The sequence below is a fragment of the Rhodococcus pyridinivorans genome (assembly GCF_900105195.1).
GTDB classification, from domain to species: Bacteria; Actinomycetota; Actinomycetes; order Mycobacteriales; family Mycobacteriaceae; genus Rhodococcus; species Rhodococcus pyridinivorans.
The window spans coordinates 2,014,776-2,033,833 of record NZ_FNRX01000002.1 but is presented as its reverse complement, the minus strand read 5'-3'; the positions used below and the strand labels follow the sequence as shown (position 1 = coordinate 2,033,833).

General features: G+C 65.8%; 14 protein-coding genes and 6 pseudogenes. 9 read left to right on the top strand and 11 right to left on the bottom strand.

Going from position 1 to position 19,058, the window contains the following annotated elements:
• Positions 1–120 precede the first annotated feature (120 nt).
• Genes sdhC through BLV31_RS09745 form a run of 4 tightly spaced genes read left to right on the top strand, consistent with a single transcriptional unit; the run spans position 121 to position 3,513 of the window.
• Positions 121–528, top strand: coding sequence for a succinate dehydrogenase, cytochrome b556 subunit (gene sdhC / locus BLV31_RS09760; RefSeq protein ID WP_071935442.1), 408 nt, complete (start codon positions 121–123; stop codon positions 526–528).
• Position 529: 1 nt separating this feature from the next.
• Positions 530–970: a succinate dehydrogenase hydrophobic membrane anchor subunit gene (locus BLV31_RS09755; RefSeq protein ID WP_006550127.1), complete on the top strand. Its 441-nt coding sequence runs from the start codon at positions 530–532 to the stop codon at positions 968–970.
• Between the two features lie 15 nt (positions 971–985).
• Entirely contained in the window at positions 986–2,737 is a 1,752-nt protein-coding gene (sdhA, locus tag BLV31_RS09750) for a succinate dehydrogenase flavoprotein subunit (RefSeq protein WP_024101557.1), read from the top strand.
• A complete protein-coding gene (locus BLV31_RS09745) occupies positions 2,737–3,513 on the top strand; it encodes a succinate dehydrogenase iron-sulfur subunit (protein ID WP_006550125.1) in 777 nt (258 codons plus the stop codon). The genes sdhA and BLV31_RS09745 overlap by 1 nt, the downstream gene beginning before the upstream one ends.
• 114 nt (positions 3,514–3,627) lie before the next feature.
• On the opposite strand, the gene BLV31_RS09740 is transcribed toward BLV31_RS09745, so the two are convergent.
• From BLV31_RS09740 to BLV31_RS09695, 10 genes and pseudogenes are all read right to left on the bottom strand, one after another.
• On the bottom strand, positions 3,628–3,858 hold the full coding sequence (locus tag BLV31_RS09740; RefSeq protein WP_231414000.1) for a LapA family protein: 231 nt from the start codon (positions 3,856–3,858) through the stop codon (positions 3,628–3,630).
• Between the two features lie 68 nt (positions 3,859–3,926).
• The gene (locus tag BLV31_RS09735; RefSeq protein ID WP_033097067.1) at positions 3,927–4,955 is read right to left on the bottom strand and encodes a YhjD/YihY/BrkB family envelope integrity protein; all 1,029 of its coding nucleotides are present in this window, start codon (positions 4,953–4,955) and stop codon (positions 3,927–3,929) included.
• A 16-nt stretch (positions 4,956–4,971) separates the two neighbouring features.
• Positions 4,972–6,012 carry a tryptophan--tRNA ligase gene (gene trpS / locus BLV31_RS09730; protein WP_026061260.1) on the bottom strand — a complete coding sequence of 347 codons (1,041 nt, stop codon included), beginning with the start codon at positions 6,010–6,012 and terminating at the stop codon, positions 4,972–4,974.
• Between the two features lie 75 nt (positions 6,013–6,087).
• A complete protein-coding gene (locus tag BLV31_RS09725) occupies positions 6,088–6,891 on the bottom strand; it encodes an exodeoxyribonuclease III (RefSeq protein ID WP_019288552.1) in 804 nt (267 codons plus the stop codon).
• A 150-nt stretch (positions 6,892–7,041) separates the two neighbouring features.
• Positions 7,042–7,302 (bottom strand): IS3 family transposase, encoded by a 261-nt coding sequence (locus BLV31_RS24445; RefSeq protein WP_052227244.1) that lies wholly within the window; start codon positions 7,300–7,302, stop codon positions 7,042–7,044.
• A 151-nt stretch (positions 7,303–7,453) separates the two neighbouring features.
• Positions 7,454–7,693: pseudogene (locus BLV31_RS25830) on the bottom strand (hypothetical protein); the annotation flags it as partial.
• A gap of 49 nt (positions 7,694–7,742) precedes the next feature.
• A pseudogene (locus BLV31_RS25825) lies at positions 7,743–7,811 on the bottom strand (hypothetical protein); the annotation flags it as partial.
• A gap of 93 nt (positions 7,812–7,904) precedes the next feature.
• Positions 7,905–9,284, bottom strand: coding sequence for a glutamate decarboxylase (gad, locus tag BLV31_RS09710; RefSeq protein ID WP_064060921.1), 1,380 nt, complete (start codon positions 9,282–9,284; stop codon positions 7,905–7,907).
• A 75-nt stretch (positions 9,285–9,359) separates the two neighbouring features.
• Positions 9,360–9,614: pseudogene (locus BLV31_RS09705) on the bottom strand (hypothetical protein); the annotation flags it as partial.
• Between the two features lie 483 nt (positions 9,615–10,097).
• Positions 10,098–11,381 (bottom strand): annotated as a pseudogene (locus BLV31_RS09695) (metal-dependent hydrolase family protein).
• Positions 11,382–11,548: 167 nt separating this feature from the next.
• Between BLV31_RS09695 and BLV31_RS09690 the strand changes: the two are divergent.
• From BLV31_RS09690 to BLV31_RS09670, 5 genes and pseudogenes are all read left to right on the top strand, one after another.
• Positions 11,549–12,188, top strand: a pseudogene (locus BLV31_RS09690) (hypothetical protein).
• Between the two features lie 214 nt (positions 12,189–12,402).
• Positions 12,403–14,979, top strand: a complete 2,577-nt coding sequence (locus BLV31_RS09685; protein ID WP_064060895.1) for a YhgE/Pip domain-containing protein — start codon at positions 12,403–12,405, stop codon at positions 14,977–14,979.
• A complete protein-coding gene (locus BLV31_RS09680) occupies positions 14,976–17,165 on the top strand; it encodes a YhgE/Pip domain-containing protein (protein WP_064060896.1) in 2,190 nt (729 codons plus the stop codon). Before BLV31_RS09685 ends, BLV31_RS09680 begins: the two co-directional genes overlap by 4 nt.
• A 49-nt stretch (positions 17,166–17,214) precedes the next feature.
• Positions 17,215–17,409, top strand: a pseudogene (locus BLV31_RS25820) (hypothetical protein); the annotation flags it as partial.
• Between the two features lie 113 nt (positions 17,410–17,522).
• Positions 17,523–17,669, top strand: a complete 147-nt coding sequence (locus BLV31_RS09670; protein WP_174556231.1) for a hypothetical protein — start codon at positions 17,523–17,525, stop codon at positions 17,667–17,669.
• Between the two features lie 46 nt (positions 17,670–17,715).
• On the opposite strand, the gene BLV31_RS09665 is transcribed toward BLV31_RS09670, so the two are convergent.
• A complete protein-coding gene (locus BLV31_RS09665; RefSeq protein ID WP_064060897.1) occupies positions 17,716–18,930 on the bottom strand; it encodes a hypothetical protein in 1,215 nt (404 codons plus the stop codon).
• Positions 18,931–19,058: the final 128 nt, after the last annotated feature.

Here is a 19,058-nt window from a genome sequence, read left to right as displayed (position 1 = left end):
GGGATGGGTCTAGAGTCGATCCAAGTCGGTTCAGGTTCACGTCGGGCCCGTACTGCGGAATCCCCCACAGGTAGGAGCAGCTCGACGCGTCCACCATTGACGTTGGAGGCACAGCACTCGATGAGCAGCACGACTGAAGCCGCCCCCGCAAAGGCGGGGCGCACACGGTCGCTTTACCGGGGAGATCCCGGCATGTGGTCCTGGGTATTGCACCGGATCACGGGCGTGGCGACATTCTTCTTCCTTTTCGTCCACGTCCTCGACACCGCACTCGTCCGGGTCAACCCCGAGACCTACGACGCGGTGATCGATACGTACAAGAACCCGATCGTCGGCCTCATGGAGCTCGGCCTGGTCGCGATGGTCCTGTACCACGCACTCAACGGCCTGCGGGTCATGCTCGTGGACTTCTGGTCGAAGGGCCCGAAGTACCAGCGCGTGATGCTCTGGACGATCCTCGCGATCTGGTTCGTGGTGATGATCCCCGCGGCCGTTCGCATCCTCTTCAACACGTTTGCGGGGCACTGACATGACCGAAGCGAAGACTCTGGGTAAGGAATACGACCGGCCCGCAGGCCTCGACAACCCGCGCACGCCGCGGCGTGCCGCGAAGAACAACTTCGAGCTCTACGCCTGGTTGTTCATGCGCCTGTCCGGCCTGGCCCTGATCATCCTGGTCCTCGGTCACCTCTTCATCATGCTGATGCTCGATGACGGCGTGCACCGCATCAACTTCGCGTTCGTCGCAGGCCGCTGGTCCAGCCCGTTCTGGCAGTTCTGGGACCTGTCGATGCTGTGGCTCGCACAGCTCCACGGCGGTAACGGTCTGCGCACCGTCATCGCGGACTACGCACGTAAGGACTCCACCCGGTTCTGGCTCAACACGATCCTCGTCGTGTCGATGATCCTGATCATGGGCCTGGGCACCTACGTGATCTTCACCTTCGACCCGAACATCACGGCGAGCTAGGGGAGCCGAACCTTCATGCAGGAACATCGTTACGACGTAGTCATCGTCGGCGCCGGCGGCGCCGGCATGCGTGCGGCCATCGAAGCCGGCCCGCGTGCGCGCACCGCAGTGCTCACGAAGCTCTACCCCACCCGCAGCCACACCGGCGCCGCTCAGGGTGGCATGTGCGCCGCCCTCGCGAACGTCGAAGAGGACAACTGGGAGTGGCACACCTTCGACACCGTCAAGGGTGGCGACTACCTGGTCGACCAGGACGCTGCGGAGATCATGGCCAAGGAGGCCATCGACGCCGTTCTCGACCTCGAGAAGATGGGTCTTCCGTTCAACCGGACGCCCGAGGGCAAGATCGACCAGCGTCGCTTCGGTGGTCACACCCGCGACCACGGTAAGGCCCCGGTCCGTCGCGCGTGCTACGCCGCCGACCGCACCGGCCACATGATTCTGCAGACGCTGTACCAGAACTGCGTCAAGCACGACGTCGAGTTCTTCAACGAGTTCTACGCACTCGACATCACCCTCACCGAGACCGAGAACGGTCCCGTCGCGACGGGTGTCGTCGCGTACGAGCTCGCGACCGGCGAGATCCACGTCTTCCACGCCAAGGCCATCGTCTTCGCGACGGGCGGCTCGGGCCGTATGTACAAGACGACGTCGAACGCCCACACCCTCACCGGTGACGGCCTCGGCATCATCTTCCGCAAGGGCCTCCCGCTCGAGGACATGGAGTTCCACCAGTTCCATCCGACGGGCCTGGCCGGTCTCGGCATCCTCATCTCGGAGGCCGTGCGCGGTGAGGGCGGCATCCTCCGCAACGCCGACGGCGAGCGGTTCATGGAGCGCTACGCCCCCACCATCAAGGACCTCGCGCCCCGCGACATCGTCGCCCGCTCGATGGTGCTCGAGGTGCTCGAGGGTCGCGGCGCCGGACCGAACAAGGATTACGTCTACATCGACGTGACCCACCTCGGCGAGGACGTCCTCGAGGAGAAGCTCCCCGACATCACCGAGTTCTCCCGCACCTACCTCGGTGTCGACCCCGTCACCGAGCTCGTGCCCGTGTTCCCGACCTGCCACTACGTCATGGGCGGTATCCCGACCAACGTCGACGGCGAGGTCCTCCGCGACAACGAGAACGTCGTGCCCGGCCTGTACGCGGCCGGCGAGTGCGCGTGCGTGTCCGTCCACGGCGCCAACCGTCTCGGCACCAACTCGCTGCTCGACATCAACGTCTTCGGTCGTCGCGCCGGCATCGCCGCCGCGGAGTACGCCAACAGCACGAAGCACGTCGAGATGCCCGAGCAGCCGACGAAGTACGTCGACGACTGGCTCGATCTGATCCTGCACCAGGGCGGCAAGGAGCGGGTGGCCGACATCCGCACCGAGCTGCAGCAGACGATGGACAACAACGCGTCGGTGTTCCGCACCGAGGAGACGTTGACGCAGGCGCTCAACGACATCCACGAGCTGAAGAAGCGCTACAAGGAGATCACGGTCCACGACAAGGGCAAGCGCTACAACAGCGACCTGCTCGAGGCTCTGGAGCTCGGCTTCCTCCTCGAGATGGCCGAGGTCACCGTCGTCGGCGCGCTGAACCGCAAGGAATCGCGTGGCGGACACGCCCGCGAGGACTACCCGAAGCGCGACGACGAGAACTTCCTCAAGCACACCATGGCGTACAAGGTGGGCGAGGAACTGATCTCCGACATTCGCCTGGACTACAAGCCGGTGGTCCAGACCCGGTACGAGCCCATGGAGCGTAAGTACTGATGACAACCATCGAGAAGACCGACACGGGCGCGTCGACACTGCCACCCGTGCCCGAGGGCGCGACGATGGTCACCCTCAAGATCGCCCGGTTCAACCCGGAGGACGACAAGGGTCAGCACTGGGATTCGTTCCAGGTGCCGGCGCTGCCGTCCGACCGTCTGCTCAACCTGTTGGGCTACGTCAAGGGTTACCTCGACGGCACGCTCACTTTCCGTCGCAGCTGCGCCCACGGCGTGTGCGGCTCGGACGCGATGCGTGTCAACGGCGTCAACCGTCTCGCCTGCAAGATCCTCATGAAGGACATGCTGGACAAGAACGGCAAGGACGTCACGATCACGATCGAGCCGATCCGTGGCCTTCCGGTCGAGAAGGACCTCGTCGTCGACATGGAGCCCTTCTTCGACGCCTACCGCGCCGTGAAGCCGTTCCTCATCGCCTCCGGCAACGAGCCGACCCGCGAGCGTATCCAGTCGCAGGCCGACCGTGCCCGGTTCGACGACACCACCAAGTGCATCCTGTGCGCGTGCTGCACCACCTCGTGCCCGGTGTATTGGAGCGACGGCAGCTACTTCGGTCCCGCCGCGATCGTCAACGCGCACCGGTTCATCTTCGATTCGCGTGACGAGGGTGCCTCCGAGCGGCTGGACATCCTCAACGACAAGGAAGGCGTGTGGCGCTGCCGCACCACCTTCAACTGCACCGACGCGTGCCCCCGTGGCATCCAGGTGACGAAGGCGATCCAGGAGGTCAAGCGCGCGCTCATGTTCGCTCGCTGATCACCTCGCACGACAGCAGGTCCGTCCCTTCGGGGACGGGCCTGCTGTCGTCGGTGCCCACTCCGCTGTGCCCACTCCCCTGTGCTCCGTTGCCGGTGGCCGCACCGATGCGGATCAGCGTCCGCGTGCGAACAGGAAGCCCGCGACCCACCCGACCGCGAAGATGATGACGAGCACCAGCCACAGCGGTGCCTGCAGCGAGATCCAGAAGAGGTCGATGCTCGTACTGTTGCGGTTCTGGAGAACGAACAGCGCAGCGAGCAGGACCAGGACGGCCGCGAGCGCTCTGCGCGGAGTCACCCGGAACGCGCGTTGGGGCGCGGCGGATCGCGTCTGTTTTGCCACGCCTCCATCGTCGCCCGTCCGCGGCACGATCGGCACCCCCGAACCGAGTTTTCACCCCGGGAGTTCGCTCATTTCCTCCGGAAGCGCAGCCCGGCGAGGAGTCCACCGACCAGGCCCGCACCGAGGATTGCGGCGCCGCGGCGCGCGTCGAGACCCTCGTGCACCTCGAGGCGAGGCGTGATGACCGCCCCTGTGGGCGCGGGATGGTGTGCGAGTGCGAGGCTCGCTCGGGACGTCGCTGCGAACGCGGTGCAGAAGAGCACCAGGCGGGCCGTGAGGTTACCGAACACGAGGATGCCGAGGATCGGGCCGAAGGCGACGCCCGCCGGGCCGTTGAGCACACGTTCGAGGTAGATCGAACCCGTCTGCTTGAGCAGTTCGAAACCGATCCCGGCGATCGCACCCGCGACGAGCGCGCTGCGGAACGGAACGGGTTCGCGGGGCAGGCGAGCGATCACCCAGGTGAACACCAGACCGGTGGCGGCAGTGGCCGCCACCAGAGCCAGAATTCGCAGACCCACGCCGATGCCGACGAGATTCTCCATGTTGAGCAGCTCGACGATCCTGCGCGCGATCGGCCCGCTGCTCAGCGCCGAGAGCCCCAACGACACGGTCATCGCGAGTCCGAGACTGAGAAGTGCGCCCCCGTCGCGCAACTTCACTACGAGGAAGTTGCCCTTGTCGCGCGGGTGCTCCCACATGGCGGTGAGGGCTTCGCGAAGATTCGTGATCCAGCCCAGACCGGCATACGAGGCGGTGAGCAGGCCGATGAGGCCGACCGCGCCGCGGGATTCGATCGCCGAGTCGATCAGGCTCTGCACGGTGCCGCCGAGCTGACCGGGAATGTTCTCGGAGATGATCTGCCGGATCTGGTCGAGCAGTTCGGGTCGCCCGGCGAGCACGAAACCGGCCAGAGAGAACACGACCATGATGATCGGGACGATCGCCAGCACCGTGAAGTAGGTCAGGCCGGCCGCGTAGTAGTCGCCCTTGTTCTCCTGGTACCGCACCCCGGCCCGAAGGACGCGGTCGAGCACCGGATGGGCCGCGCGTTGACGTTCGAGAAACCCCGGCTTCTCGTCGGGTTCGCCGGCCATCCGGGTGCTCCTTCGTCTAGGTCCGCGGCAGGAAACCCACCTTGTCATAGACCTGCGCCAAGGTGCGGGATGCGACCTCGCGAGCGCGGTCCGCGCCGCCCGCGAGAATGCGGTTCAGTTCGGCCGGGTCGGCCAGGTACTCGTCGACCTTGGTGCGGATCGGGGTGACGAACTCGGTGAGGACCTCTGCGGTGTCGGCCTTCAGATCGCCGTAACCCTTGCCCTCGTAGCCGGCGACGAGTTCGTCGATGCTGCGACCCGACAGCGCCGACTGGATGGTGAGCAGGTTCGACACTCCGGGCTTGTTCTCGCGGTCGAAACGGATCTCACGCTCGTTGTCGGTCACCGCGGAGCGGATCTTCTTCGCCGAGACCTTCGGATCGTCGAGCAGGTTGATCAGGCCCGCGTCGGTCGCCGCGGACTTGCTCATCTTCGACGTCGGATCCTGCAGGTCGTAGATCTTCGCGGTCTCCTTCACGATCGTCGGCTCGGGGACGACGAAGGTCTTGCCGAAGCGGGAGTTGAAGCGCTGCGCGAGATCTCGCGTGAGTTCGAGGTGCTGACGCTGGTCCTCCCCCACCGGCACGTGGCTCGCGCGGTAGAGCAGGATGTCGGCGGCCATGAGGATCGGATAGGTGAACAGGCCGACGCCGGCGTGCTCGGTGCCCTGCTTGGCCGACTTGTCCTTGAACTGCGTCATCCGGCTGGCCTCACCGAAACCGGTGATGCAGCTCAGGACCCAGGCGAGCTCGGCGTGCTCGGGCACCTGGCTCTGCACGAACAGCACGGACTTCTCCGGATCGATACCGATCGCGAGCAACTGCGCCACGGAGACGAGCACTCGCTTGCGCAGCAGCTTCGGCTCGTGCGGAACGGTGATCGCGTGCAGATCGGGGATGAAGTAGAAGGCGTCGTTCTCGTCCTGCGCCGGAACCCACTGCGCCAGTGCCCCGAGGAAGTTCCCGAGGTGGAACGAATCCGAGGTGGGCTGGATGCCGGACAGCACACGGGGGCGGGCCTTCGGCTTCGTGGCGTTCTGTTCTGCAGTGCTCGACATGCCGTCGATGATTCCACGCAGGCCACGCCGCGCTGCGACCGAGGTGGGCACTTCTGCGCCGATCCGCAGAAGCGGTCAGCGATCGAAGGTCACGGTCACCGGTGCATGGTCGGACCAGCGCTGGTCGTAGCTCGCTGCGCGTTCGACGCGGGCCTCGCTCGCGCGGGCCGCCAGGCCCGGGGTCACGAGGTGGTAGTCGATGCGCCAGCCTGCGTCGGTGTCGAATGCCTTGCCGCGGTACGACCACCACGAATAGGGGCCCGCGACGTCGCCGTGGAGGTCGCGCACCACGTCGCGCCAGCCGGTCTCGAGGAGGTCGCCGACCCACGCGCGCTCCTCGGGCAGGAAGCCGGACTTCTTGACGTTGCCCTTCCAGTTCTTGATGTCTCGCTCGGTAGGGGCGATGTTCCAGTCGCCGCACACCACCATGTCGCGACCTGCGGCCGTCACCGCGGCGTACCGTTCGGCGAGGTAGGTCGCGAAGCTCTTCATGAAGTGTTCCTTCTCGTCCTGCTTCGGCGTCTGTGCTTCACCGGTCGGCAGGTAGAGGCTTCCCACCGTGACGTCGCCGAAGTCGGCCTCGATGTAGCGGCCGGCCGAGGCGAACTCGTCGACGTCGAATCCGACGCGGACGGCGTCCGCCGGGACACGCGAGAGGATCGCCACCCCGGCGCGGCCCTTGGCCGAGGACTCTGCGCCGACACAGTGCCATCCGGCCTCCAGCGCCGGGGCGATCGCGGCGTGGAACTGCTTCTCGGTGGCCCGCACCTCCTGCAGGCACACGATGTCGGCGGCCGACGAGGCGAGCCAGTCGACGAGACCCTTGGCTGCGGCTGCGCGCACGCCGTTGACGTTCACGGTGGTGATCACGAGAGGCACCGGGTCACCGTAGCCGACGCCGGCGATGCCACTGCTCCACCGTGGAAGGAGCCTGCCGTGAGAGTGGCTCACCCCACGACCGCGAGTTCCACAAGACGGAACACATTCACCAATTTCTCTCATTCAGCGGAACGTCCCGAGAGTATTAAACTAGGTGAAGTCGGTGACCCACTTCCGGTTCGGCACCTCGGCGGTGAAGTCACGATCGACCAGGTCAGGCGCCCGATCTGCCTTCCGGCCGCCGGGGATCGTAGTCCGATCCCGGCGCCCACGAGTCACACCGGACAGGCCCTCGTCGCGCATCAACCGATCCACCGTGTGCTTGCCGACCTCGTGGCCCTGGTTGCGCAGGTGCACGGTCATCTTGCGGCGCCCGTACAGCCCCTCCGCGGCGCCGACGGTGCCGAGCAATGCATTCGTGACATGCGCGTCGGCGACGGTCCGTTCCGACGGCGGAGCGGTTTTCCAGTTCCGGTACGTGCGTGGGGCGACCTTGACGGGCCGCTGCCGCCCAACCGGTCCGGTCCTTGCCCGTCGTGCAGTGGATGAGCGCCGGCCGTACCTCGGGGTCGGCGAGCGCGGTGTACAGATGCCGGTATGCGGCCAGTGCGCTGTCGGATCCGACTATGTCGCGGTAACTTTCGGCGAGTAGCTGTTCCGCCCGTCCGTCGGGGCGTCGGCGAGCACGTCGACCACCACGTGAGCGGTGCCCTCGGGAAGTCGGTCCGGCTGCGCCGCCCGCTCCATCTCCGTGCGCAGGTCGAACACGGTGTGCACGCCGAGCGCAGCGACGCGGCGACACCGACGTCGCTGAGGCGGTTGAGTTCGACCGAGCGGTACAGGGCACCCCGACGAACGTGGCTGCCGTCGGAGACCGGCCATCCACCGATGTCGCGGAGATTCGGCAGGCCGTCTATCACGATGAGTTCGCCGGCGGCGCGTTTCACGTTGCGTCTCGCAATCTGTCGGGATCGGTCGTGGGGAAGCCGGGACCGCGGCTTCCCCCACGACGGTCAGTGGGCGAAGTGCGTCTTCGCCGGTCGATCGGTGTTCTTGCCTCGCAGCTCCCCGGTCACGCTGTCGAGGGCGTCCGCCAGCTTGGCGGCCAGGTCGCGACTGAAGCCTTCGCGCAGCACGATCCGCAGAACCGCGACGTCCTCGGCATCCGCGGGCATCGTGTAGGCCGGGACCTGGAATCCGCGGGCGCGCAGTTCGTGTGAGACGTCGAAGACGGTGAATCCCGGGTCGTCGACGATTTCGAAAGACAGAACGGGAATGGCGGTGCCGTCGGTGATGACATGCATGTTGTCGATCTTGGAGATCCGTTCGGAGAGCATCAGTGCGGTGTCGCGCAGGGACTCCATGATCGCGGTGTAGCCGGCGACACCGAGTCGGATGAAGTTGTAGTACTGGCCGACGACCTGGTTTCCGGGGCGCGAGAAGTTGAGGGTGAACGTCGGCATGTCTCCGCCGAGGTAGTTGACCCGGAACACCAGGTCCTCGGGCAGGTGCTCCTTCGAGCGCCAGACGACGAATCCGATGCCCGGGTAGGTCATGCCGTACTTGTGGCCGCTGACGTTGATCGACACCACACGGGGAATCCGGAAGTCCCACTGCAGTTCCGGGTGCAGGAACGGAACCACAAAGCCACCACTCGCCGCGTCCACGTGCACCGGGACGTCGGGCCCGCCTGCGGCGGCGATCTCGTCCAGCGCCTCGGCGATCTCGGCGACGGGTTCGAGCTCCCCGGTGAAGGTGGTGCCGAGGATCGCGACGACACCGATGGTGTTCTCGTCGACTGCATCCCGGACCTGTTCCGGGGTGATGACGTAGCGCCCCTTCTCCATGGGCAGGTACTTCGGTTCGACGTCGAAGTAGCGGCAGAACTTCTCCCACACGACCTGTACGTTGCTGCCGAGGATGAGGTTCGGACGGGTGGCGTCCTCTCCCGCCTCCTGACGCTTCTGCCGCCACTGCCACTTCAGGGCCAGACCTGCGAGCATCACCGCCTCGGACGATCCCACGGTCGACACACCGGTTGCCGACGCGGGATCGGCGGTGAGGTTCTCCGCGTGGAACAGGTCGGCCACCATGTTCACGCAGCGGGTCTCGATCTCCGCGGTGGCCGGGTACTCGTCCTTGTCGATCATGTTCTTGTCGAAGGTCTCGGCCATCAGACGATCGGCCTGCGGGTCCATCCAGGTGGTGACGAACGTGGCCAGGTTCAGCCGTGAACTGCCGTCGAGCATCAGCTCGTCGTGAATGAACCGGTAGGCCGCCTCGGGGTCGGTTTCGGACTTCGGAAGGCGGAGCGCGGGGACCGGGTCGGTCCCGAGCCGTCCGGTGTATGCCGGGGCGAGAGTCTCCGCGGGGGCCGAGTTGCGTTCTGACATCTGTTCCTCCACCGGGTCGAACGGACGATCCTTGGCGTGTACGGGTCGAGCGGGGGGTGGCCGGTTCGGGGTGGATCAGACCTCGATCGGGGGGTAGAGGCGTTCCATCGTGTAGCGGCGGTTGCGTCGCACGGACACGGCGCTGGCCGTGAGCGTGACGAGGAGGATGCCGGTGAGTACCGCGATCGCGATCCGCAGCCTGGAGTCGACGTGACCGGCGACGGTGGGCTGCCGGAGCCCGTTCACCGTGTAGGTCATCGGGTCGAACGGGTGGATGCACTGGAATGGTTTCGCGGTGGTCGGCACCGGATAGATGCCGCCGGCCCGGATTCCTTCACCCGGGGCACCATCCGGTACCACGGGGAATCCCCAGCGCAGCTGTTCTGTGACCAGGTAGCGGACGGTGACGGACGGCTGTACTTCTTCGAGTTCGTTCACGCACGCGATCGACGACTGCGCGAACACCGTCGTCTGCTTGTCGTTGCCGAGGACGGTCAACGAACCGGCATTGAGTCGCATCCGGCCGCACAGTGCCATCAGCAGTGCGGTTCGGACTGCACCGGCCTGGGCGGCGATGACGCTGACCCCGCCGAGGTCGATGTCGAGGTCGAGTGGGCCGAACACGTGCCCCCACGGCCCGTGCAGTTCGATGCTGCGGGCTGATACCAGGGTTCCTGCGGTGTTCGTGACGATTGGCGGCGGTGGCTGCCAACTCTCGGACTGCATGTCGACCAACTCGACCTCCGGATTCGGGTACAACGCACTGACCGATTCCGGCCACGTCACCCGGAATCGGATGTCTGTTAACGTGCGCTACTGGAGAAGGTTCTTGACCACGTTGCCGTTCTTGACGATGACGGAGAGGTGTTTCGCGGGGTCGGCCAGCAAGCTGAGATCTTCGAGTGGATTGCCGTCGACCAGCAGGACGTCCGCCCACGCGCCCTCGGCGATCACCCCGAACGGGGCCTGCCGGTACGGATCTCGCTCGCCGGCGAGCCGGAACAATTCGGCGTTGCCCGAGGTGAGCATCCGGAGGGCGTCGGCGTTGCTGTAGTGATCGCCGAGGCGTGCTGCCATCTCACTCTGCCGGTGCGCAAGCTGAGGTTCGAGCAGGAGATCAGTGCCCCATGCGGTCTTGACGCCGTGCTTGCGCGCCCACTCGTATACGTTGTCCGTTCCCGAGCAGATCTCCTTGTCCTTGTCGGCTCGGTTCGGATCCGGGTAGTGGTGATCTCCCAACGCGAACGGCTGCATCGACAGCCAGACATCCTTCTCCGCCAGCAGGGCGATGGTCTCCTCGTCGGCGAGGTGGCCATGCTCGATCGACTTCACCCCTGCCGCGACCGCCCGGCGGATGCCCGTGACGTTGTAGACGTGCGTGGCGACGTAGGTTCCGTAGTCGGTGGCGGCGTGCACAGCCGCACGAAGTTCGGGATCGGTGAACTGGACGGTGTAGAGCGGGTCGTACATGGACGCGGCACCACCGCCGACCATCACCTTGATCTGGGATGCGCCCTTCTTGAGCTGCTCACGGACGGCGGCGAGGACGCGATCCGGCCCGTCAGCCACCCGCATGAACCCGATTTCCTCTGCGCGACTTTGATTTCCGCCGAGCGCTGTCGGACACTCGTAGACGAATCCGAAGTCGCCGTGCCCGCCGGTCTAGGAGATCGCGGCCTGCGACGGATAGATGCGAGGTCCCTCGAAGAGTCCGCGGTCGATCACCGACTTGATACTCCCGGTGTCGCCGGCCATGTCGCACACCGCGGTGAATCCGCGGTGCAGCATGTTCTTGGCTTCGGCGAGACCGTTGAGTGCGATGTGGGATTCGGTTCCCGCCACCATGTCGACGTAGGAGTTGGCATTTCCGACCAGATGCACGTGGGCGTCACTCATGCCCGGCATCAGGACACGATTTCCACCGTCGATGACGATGGTATCCCGGCTCGGATCTTCGCCGACAGGGGAGCTGGACACCCCCGCGATGGTCGCCCCGTCGATCAGGACGTCACCGGTGACGAGTGACGGCGACACGCCGTCGTATACACGAACGTTACGGAACAGCAAACGAGTACCAGCGTCCGATTTGGGTGGCATGGGCCGACCGTAACACCGAGGAAGCCGTCCTGCTCGCCACGGCGCGGGCAACCCGTTCCGTGTCGACCCGAGGGGCGCGATTCGTCGAATCACACGAGGTTGTCGTGTCGACAAATGGACCGAGTGTCGTGCTGAAAGTATCTGGGATTCTAACTATCATGCGGCGCATGTTGATTCACCGGACACTGCGAATGCAGTCCTGGGGCTTCGTGATCGGCTCCGCCCTCTTCGCGCTCGGTTCGGCGCCGTATCTGTCTGCTGTCTTCGGGGGTCATGCTCGCGAACGTCTTCTTCTTCGCGGGATCCTGGTTCTTCACCGCAGCCGCGTTCCTACAGCTAACGTTGAGTCAACCGGCCACCGTCGTCGACGCCGGCCGTCCCGCGGTCCGCGCGCTGTGGCTGGCTGCCGCAGTCCAGCTACTCGGGACGATCCTGTTCAACATCAGCACCGGCTCCGCACTCCACGCCCACACCGTGAAAGGGGAGATGCACCTGGTCTGGAATCCGAACGCGGAAGGCTCCATCGCCTTCCTCGTTTCAAGCGCCCTCGCCGTACTCATTCTGTTCAGAGCCGGAACCTACTGGGCACCGAAGTCGAGGGACTGGCAGAGCGTCTGGCTCAACACCCTCGGTTCGATCGCGTTCGGCATCTCCGCAGTCGGAGCATTCGTCCTGCACCACGGGACCTCGCTCGACCCCAACTTGGCCAACGTGGGCACGTTCGTCGGCGCAGTGTGCTTCCTCCTGGCGTCTGCAGTCTTCCTCGGTCGCAGGAAATCGGCGCCGGAGCCGCTCCCGGTGTCGTGATTCCGCGGTGTCCATCCCGCTTCCGCCGCGACAGTGTTCGCCGAGCGATCATCGAGGCGACCGCAGACGTGCCCGGCAAGTACCCGTTCGAGACAACCAATCAGGCCGCACACGCGGCCTGAACCGCTCAACCCCACGAGTCAACTGAAGTGGGGGAAGTCCCTTATCCACGGTGCGATCCATGAATGCCCATACAGCTAAGCGGGGAAAGTGCATGCGCAACGCCTACAAGGTGCTTCGTCGTGACCTCACGCGTATCCGTCGGGCTCCGAAGTCGTGGGCGATCATCATCGGACTGCTGGTGCTGCCCTCGCTCTACGCCTGGGTCAACATCATCGCGTTCTGGGATCCGTATGGGAACGCGGACCACATCAAGGTCGCCGTCGTCAACCAGGACGAGGGAGCCAGTACCGAGCTGACCGGTGAAGTGAACGTCGGCGAGCAGGTGGTGGCCCAGCTCAAGTCGAACGACCAGCTCGGCTGGCAGTTCATGGATGAGGACGCGGCCATGGAATCGGTCAGGTCCGGCGAGAGCTACGCCGCGATCGTCATGCCCCCCGATTTCAGCAAGAACCTCCTCACCATCGTCACCGGCGACTTCGTCCGGCCGGAACTCGAGTACTACACCAACGAGAAGGCCAACGCGATCGCCCCGAAGATCACCGAGGTCGGTGCGTCCACGCTCGACACGCAGATCAACTCGAACTTCGTCTCCACCGTCGCACAGACCATCGCTAAGGAAGCCGAGCAGGCCGGGGTCGATGCGGGAGACTGGCTGGTCGATTCGCGCAGCCAGACGCTGACCGCGTTGGACCAGGCCCTCGCGACGGTCCAGGCCACCCGCACGACCCTGACCGAGTTGAACGGCACGCTCGAGCCCGGGGCGGCGGCGCTCACCGATGCCAGGCGAGCCCTGGAGCGGGTGGACGCGGCCATCGGGGACGTCACCGCAGCGGTCTCCGACGCGCAGGGCCTCGTCAACGAGGTCCAGGGCGACCTGGTCAAGTTCTCCGACACCCTGACCGGCGCCTACGTCTCCGGCACGGCGAACCTCACGGGCGCCACCACCCGCCTCAACGAGAGCGTCGGGCAGGTCGCGGTCGGCGCCGACGCGGCCCGGTCGGCTCTCAGCACAGCTCAGCGTGATGTGCAGGCGGTGATCACCGCAAATCAGGCGCTACTCGCCACCATGCTTCCTCTCGTCGCCGCCACCCCTGACGGGCTGCCGCTCAAGAACCAGCTGAACCAGGTGATCGGCGCGCTCGAAGCGCAGACGGTCCGCGATCAGGAGCTCCTGGCGACCCTGGAGGCCGCGCAGGCTGGTGTGTCCACGGTGGCCGATCAGACGGCCGCCGCGTCGGAGGCCATGGCCGCCGCCCAGCGTTCCTCCGGCGCGCTGCAGAGTGTGTTGTCGGGGACCTTCCCGGGGCTCAACCAGTCCATGTCGTCGCTGTCCGCGACCGTCGGGGCGTTCTCCTCGGCGCTCGATTCGCAGCGTGTGCTCGTGGGCGAGGCCGTTGGCATGCTCACCGAACTGGAATCGGTCATGGATGAGACCGGCACCGCAGTGTCGTCGCTGGACGGGAACCTCGCGGACGTGCAATCGGATCTCATCGCCCTGCAGACCGACCTCAGTGCGATCAGTGCCACGGACCTCCTCAACCAGGTGAGCACACTGACCTCGCTCGACCCGGACACGATCGCCGAATTCATGGCGGGGCCCGTGGTGGTCCACGAGAACGACCTGTTCCCGGTGCCGGCCTACGGCTCGTCGATGGCGCCCCTGTTCACCAACCTGTCGCTGTGGATCGCCGGGTTCGTGTTGATGGTGCTGTTCAAGCTCGAGGTCGACGACGAGGATGTCGAGGGCCTGACGGTGCGGCAGGCGTACTTCGGGCGCTGGCTGCTGTTCGCGGTGATGAACGTCATCCAGGCGCTGCTGGTGAGCATCGGCAATGTGGTGATCGGCGTCCAGACGGTCAACCCCGTCGTGTTCGTCGCCACGGCGGTGTTCATCGGCCTCGTCTACATGTCCATCATCTATGCGCTCTCGGTGTCCTTCGGCTACATCGGTAAGGGCATAGCCGTGTTGCTGGTGATCATGCAGATTCCCGGCGCCTCAGGAATCTATCCGATCGAGATGATGCCGGACTTCTTCCGGGCGTTGTTCCCGTTCTTCCCGTTCACGTACGGGATCGACGCGCTGCGCGAGACCATCGGCGGCTTTTACGGCTTGCACTACCTCCGGTACATGGCCGTACTCGTACTCTTGGCCGCGCTGGCCTTCATCCTCGGGCTGTTCCTCCGCCAGCGGCTGGGCAACTTCGCTCGATTGTTCAACAGCAAGTTGGCCGATACCGGTCTGTTCCTGAGCGAGGACGTGCAGATCCTCGGCTCCCGTCACAGGCTCACCCAGTTGGTGCAGGCCCTGACCGATCGGGACAAGTTCCGGGAGGACAACGCCCGCAAGCGTCGTTGGCTGGACACCAACCACAAGGCCGCGCAGCGCGCCGCACTGTTCGCCGGCCTGATCGGGGCCGTGGTTCTCTTCGTGATCGGGTCCGTCTTCCCCGATGAGAAGGCCACAGTCCTCGGACTGTGGGGGCTCCTGTGCCTTCTCGTTATGGGTTCGATCGTGGTGGTCGAGTACATCAACCAGAACGTCCTGTACGGCGCAGAGGTCAGCGATCTTCCAGACGATGCGTTGAAGCGAGCTCTGGCACAGGAAGATATCGCGATCAGGTCGGACGCCCGACTCGACCAGCTTGAGAAGCAGGGACAGAACGCGTGAACAACATCATCACCCTGATCCGTCATGACTTCCGTCAGGCCACCAGCAACGTGGTCGCGGCGGTGGTGCTCGTCGGCGTCATACTGATCCCCTCCTTCTTCGCGTGGTTCAACGTGTTGTCGAGCTGGGACCCGTTCGACAACGTCAATAACCTCAAGGTTGCGGTCGCCAGCGCCGACGAGGGTTTCGAGAGCGACCTGTTCCCGATGCGCGTGAACGTGGGCGACCAGGTGGTCTCGCAGCTGCGCGCCAACAGCGACATCGACTGGCAGTTCGTCTCGGAGGAAGAAGCGATCGAGGGCACCAAGTCCGAGGAGTACTACGCAGCGATCGTGCTGCCGAAGGACCTCAGCCAGAAGATGCTGACCTTCATCGCCCCCGGCGCCTCGCCGGCGGAGATCGACCTCTACGTCAACGAGAAGAAGAACGCACTCTCCTCGCTGATCACCGGCGAGGCCGCGACGGAGGTATCGACGCAGATCAACACCAGCTTTACCAAGACCCTCAACGAGGTCGGCCTGGCGCTGGTGTCGTCATTGGCCACCTATCTCGAGGGCTCCGAGACGCAGCAGACTCTGGACCGGCTGCAGGCTTCGGTGGGCGGGATCTCCACCCAGCTGAATTCGGCAGCCGGCACTGCCGACATCTTCGCAGTGGTGCTCTCGTCTGCCGACAGTCTGCTCTCCAGCGCCGGTTCGCTCGCCACCGCATCGTCCGATGCCGTGCGGGACACCTCCGGAGCAATCGGACAGGGTGCCGGCGCCGTCACCTCCGCCCGGGACGTCCTCGCATCGACGTCCGAGCGACTCTCGCAGGCCTTCAGCGCCAGCGCCGGAAGCTTCGAGGCTCTTCGTGCCGAGGTCGACCGGATCTTGGGCAACTCGCCGTCGCCGCAGTCCGTGGCGACGCTGTCGCAGGCCTCCTGGATAGTCGGGCAGCAGGCCGAGTCGTACGCCCAGCTTCGTGATCGGTTGCGGGACCAGGCATCGGCGGCAGGTCTGGACCCTGTGACCCGGGACGCTGTGAATCTTCTCGCCAATCGAGTCGCTGGCATCGTCGACCGTCAGGAGGCTCTCGAGCAGCGCCTCGACGCGGCGGCGGCCGGTCCCCAGTCGACGGGTGACGTTGCCGCGGCGCGCAGCGCAATCCTGCGGGACGTGGATGCCGTACAGGCAGCGATCGTCGGGGCGCGGGACCAGTACACCAACAGCCTGCGGCCGAAGCTCGACCGACTCGCAGGCGACCTCTCCACATTGGAGGGGAACTTCGCGGGTATCGGTCAGGATCTGCGAGCAGCGGAGCAGTCGCTGTCCTCCGGGGCGGGTTCGCTGAGTGCCGGCCTCTCCGACGCGGAGACCGCGGTCCGGCTGCTCGCGAGCGATCTCCGTGGGACCTCGGATATCTTTGCCGATCTCGAGGCGGCCCTCGCGCGTGCCGAGAACACCGGTGACCTCAGCAAGGTGACCGAGATCATCGGCTCGAACCCGGCGACGTTCGCCTCCCAGCTCGCCTCTCCGGTGAACCTCAAGGAAATCCCGGTGTTCAAGGTCGACAACTTCGGTTCGCAGATGGCGCCGCTGTACACGGTCCTCGGGCTCTGGGTGGGTTCGCTGCTGCTCGCGGTGCTCATCCGCACCGAGGTCTCGCGCGAGTTGCTTCCACCGCTCGATAAGCCGCTCAAGCCGTGGCAGGAGTATTTCGGCCACTACGCGATCTTCGGCGGGATGGCTCTTCTGCAGAGCACGATCCTCTTCGTGGGCCTTATCGGCTTCGTCGGGGTTCGTCCGGCGCACCCGTTCCTGTTGATCCTCGCCGGGTGGGTGATGTCGTTCGTCTTCTCGCTCATCACGTACACGCTTGTGCTTGCATTTGGCGAGGCGGGTAAGGCAATAGGGGTGCTCCTGCTGGTCGTGCAGATCTCCGCGGGTGGGGGTGCGTATCCGTTGGCGGTCCTGCCGGAGTGGTTCCAGAACATCAGCCCGTTCGTCCCGGTCTCCCATGCCACGACAGCGGTGCGCGCGGCTATCGCGGGAATTTACGATGCCGACTACTGGAAGGCGCTAGGCTTCCTGCTGCTGTTCACTCTGCCGGTCCTGCTGATCGGTTTGGTCTTGCGCCTGGCGGTGAAGAATTTCAACGATGATCTGAATTCGTCGTTGGAGGGGACCAAGCTCCTGAGCGTGTGAGCGCTCAGCACCCGACTACTGCTTCAGGAGATCAGCCACCTCATCAGAGATGGCGACTGCACGGTTAAATCTACTGGGGAAACACTCATGTGTTCCATTCTGCGGATTGTTCGGACTGTTCTGTGGGCCTGGAGTGACTCGCATGACACAGGCATCGACGGTCGCTGGAGCCGACGGCGGCGTGCGGAGCGTCGCCCGCGCGTTCGATCTGCTCAACGCATTCGACGCCGAGCACCCGATCCGGACGCTGCGCGAACTCGTCGGGATCACCGGGCTCCCCAAGTCGACGGTGGTGGACTGGCCGCTCTCGGATCGACCACCGAGATCACCGTCCGGGTCCGCCGTGCAGGCGAGATCGTGTGGGAGGGCACGGCGCTCTCCCGGATCGACACTCCCCTCGAGTGGGAATGGCTGCGCGCCGGGGGTCTGTTCGGCCACCTGCTGACCGAGCAGACGGAGCGGCAGCGCGCTACGCACCGCGATCCGGTGGGCGCGCACCGGTAGACGAGTGGATCGACGGGACCGTCCTCCGAGGAGGACGTCCCCGTCGTCATGTCCGGTCCGCCGGAGCGACACGGGCGACGGTGCGCGCCCGCACGATCAGATGACGGAGCGGCGGGACGGAACCCTCCGCTCGACCGTTTCTCCGACCACCGTCGAGCTCGGCGCGCCGCACCCGGTACCGCTCGCGCAGCACCGCGGCGCGCAGGGCGGCAGTGACACCCGGAAAGCGACCCCGACGGCCCACCCCGACGGTGCCGAGGAGCAGGACGGCGGCCGGCAGGACTATCCAGGCGTACAGGACGGCGGCGGAGGCGATCGCCTCGGCGACGGCGTCCTCGTCGAGTGCCGCCCACACGATTCCCGCACCGACCACGACGTAGAGGGTGCCACCCAACGCCGCGGCCAGGACCGCGCCGACGTATCGGCGGAGCAACCAGCAGCGGACCGTCCACAGCACGAGGACGACGGCCGTGAACATCGTGATCGCGGACGTGACCACCACGAAGACCATGTCCGAGGAATCCAGGAAGGGCCCGGAGCCCGACTCGTCGTCGAACACCACGATCATGAGGAGCCCCGTCACCACCGTGACGACGGCCAGGACCGCGAGTTCGACGGCGAGCGCCGCGAAGGGGTGGCCGGCGACCCGCGGGTCGCCCGGTCGCAGCCTCGCCGCCGTGGCGAGCAGTTCACGTCGGCGCAGCAGCGACGCCTCCCGGCGCAGACGACGGCGGGCACCGACGCCGCGTTGGGTCGCGAGGAACAGGTCCTGGCTGAGTACCACGATCACGAAGACCGCCGGGAACAGCAGCAGCGCCGCCAGATCCACGGAGTGCGGGAGACCGTCGAGCAGCGCTGCGACGAAGGTCATCGTCGCTCCCACTCCGAAGACCGACCCGCACAGTTCGAGGTGCTCGAGGCGCAACGCCTCGGTCGATCGGGACGAACCCTCGGCGGCGATGACCGGTCCGAGCGACCACGCGATGAGATTGAGCGCGATGACGAGGGCGGCGAGCACCCCGAGGACGGCGGCGGCCTCACCCATCGTGAGGGTGGTGAGCACGCCGCTGCGCACCGGCGTGGACCGGTCGTAGGCCAGTTCGTCGGTGCGGCGGGCGATCGCGTGGATCAGATTCGGCGCGAGCGCGACGGGCAGGTAGGCCAGCGCCGAGCCGAACATCAGCGCCCACACCCGGGTCCAGAAGCGCCGGCGGGCATGCGCCCCGCCGCGACCTTCGGAGTCGGCACCAGTGGTGGTCACGGCCGTCCTCCTCCCGGGCACTACGGCGGTGATGCGACTGACAGTGGTACACGGAACGGTAGCCCGTGCCCGGAGTGCTCGGGAAACACGACACGGGACGCCCGGTGCGGGCGTCCCGTGTTCGTGCT

Excerpts from the sequence above, each read along its gene's own strand:
- sdhC (WP_071935442.1), top strand. The coding sequence starts at position 121 with ATGAGCAGCACGACTGAAGCCGCCCCCGCAAAGGCGGGGCGCACACGG.
- gad (WP_064060921.1), bottom strand. The coding sequence starts at position 9,284 with ATGTCAGAACGCAACTCGGCCCCCGCGGAGACTCTCGCCCCGGCATAC.
- BLV31_RS09745 (WP_006550125.1), top strand. The coding sequence starts at position 2,737 with ATGACAACCATCGAGAAGACCGACACGGGCGCGTCGACACTGCCACCC.
- BLV31_RS09735 (WP_033097067.1), bottom strand. The coding sequence starts at position 4,955 with ATGGCCGGCGAACCCGACGAGAAGCCGGGGTTTCTCGAACGTCAACGC.
- BLV31_RS09755 (WP_006550127.1), top strand. The coding sequence starts at position 530 with ATGACCGAAGCGAAGACTCTGGGTAAGGAATACGACCGGCCCGCAGGC.
- BLV31_RS09685 (WP_064060895.1), top strand. The coding sequence starts at position 12,403 with ATGCGCAACGCCTACAAGGTGCTTCGTCGTGACCTCACGCGTATCCGT.
- sdhA (WP_024101557.1), top strand. The coding sequence starts at position 986 with ATGCAGGAACATCGTTACGACGTAGTCATCGTCGGCGCCGGCGGCGCC.
- trpS (WP_026061260.1), bottom strand. The coding sequence starts at position 6,012 with ATGTCGAGCACTGCAGAACAGAACGCCACGAAGCCGAAGGCCCGCCCC.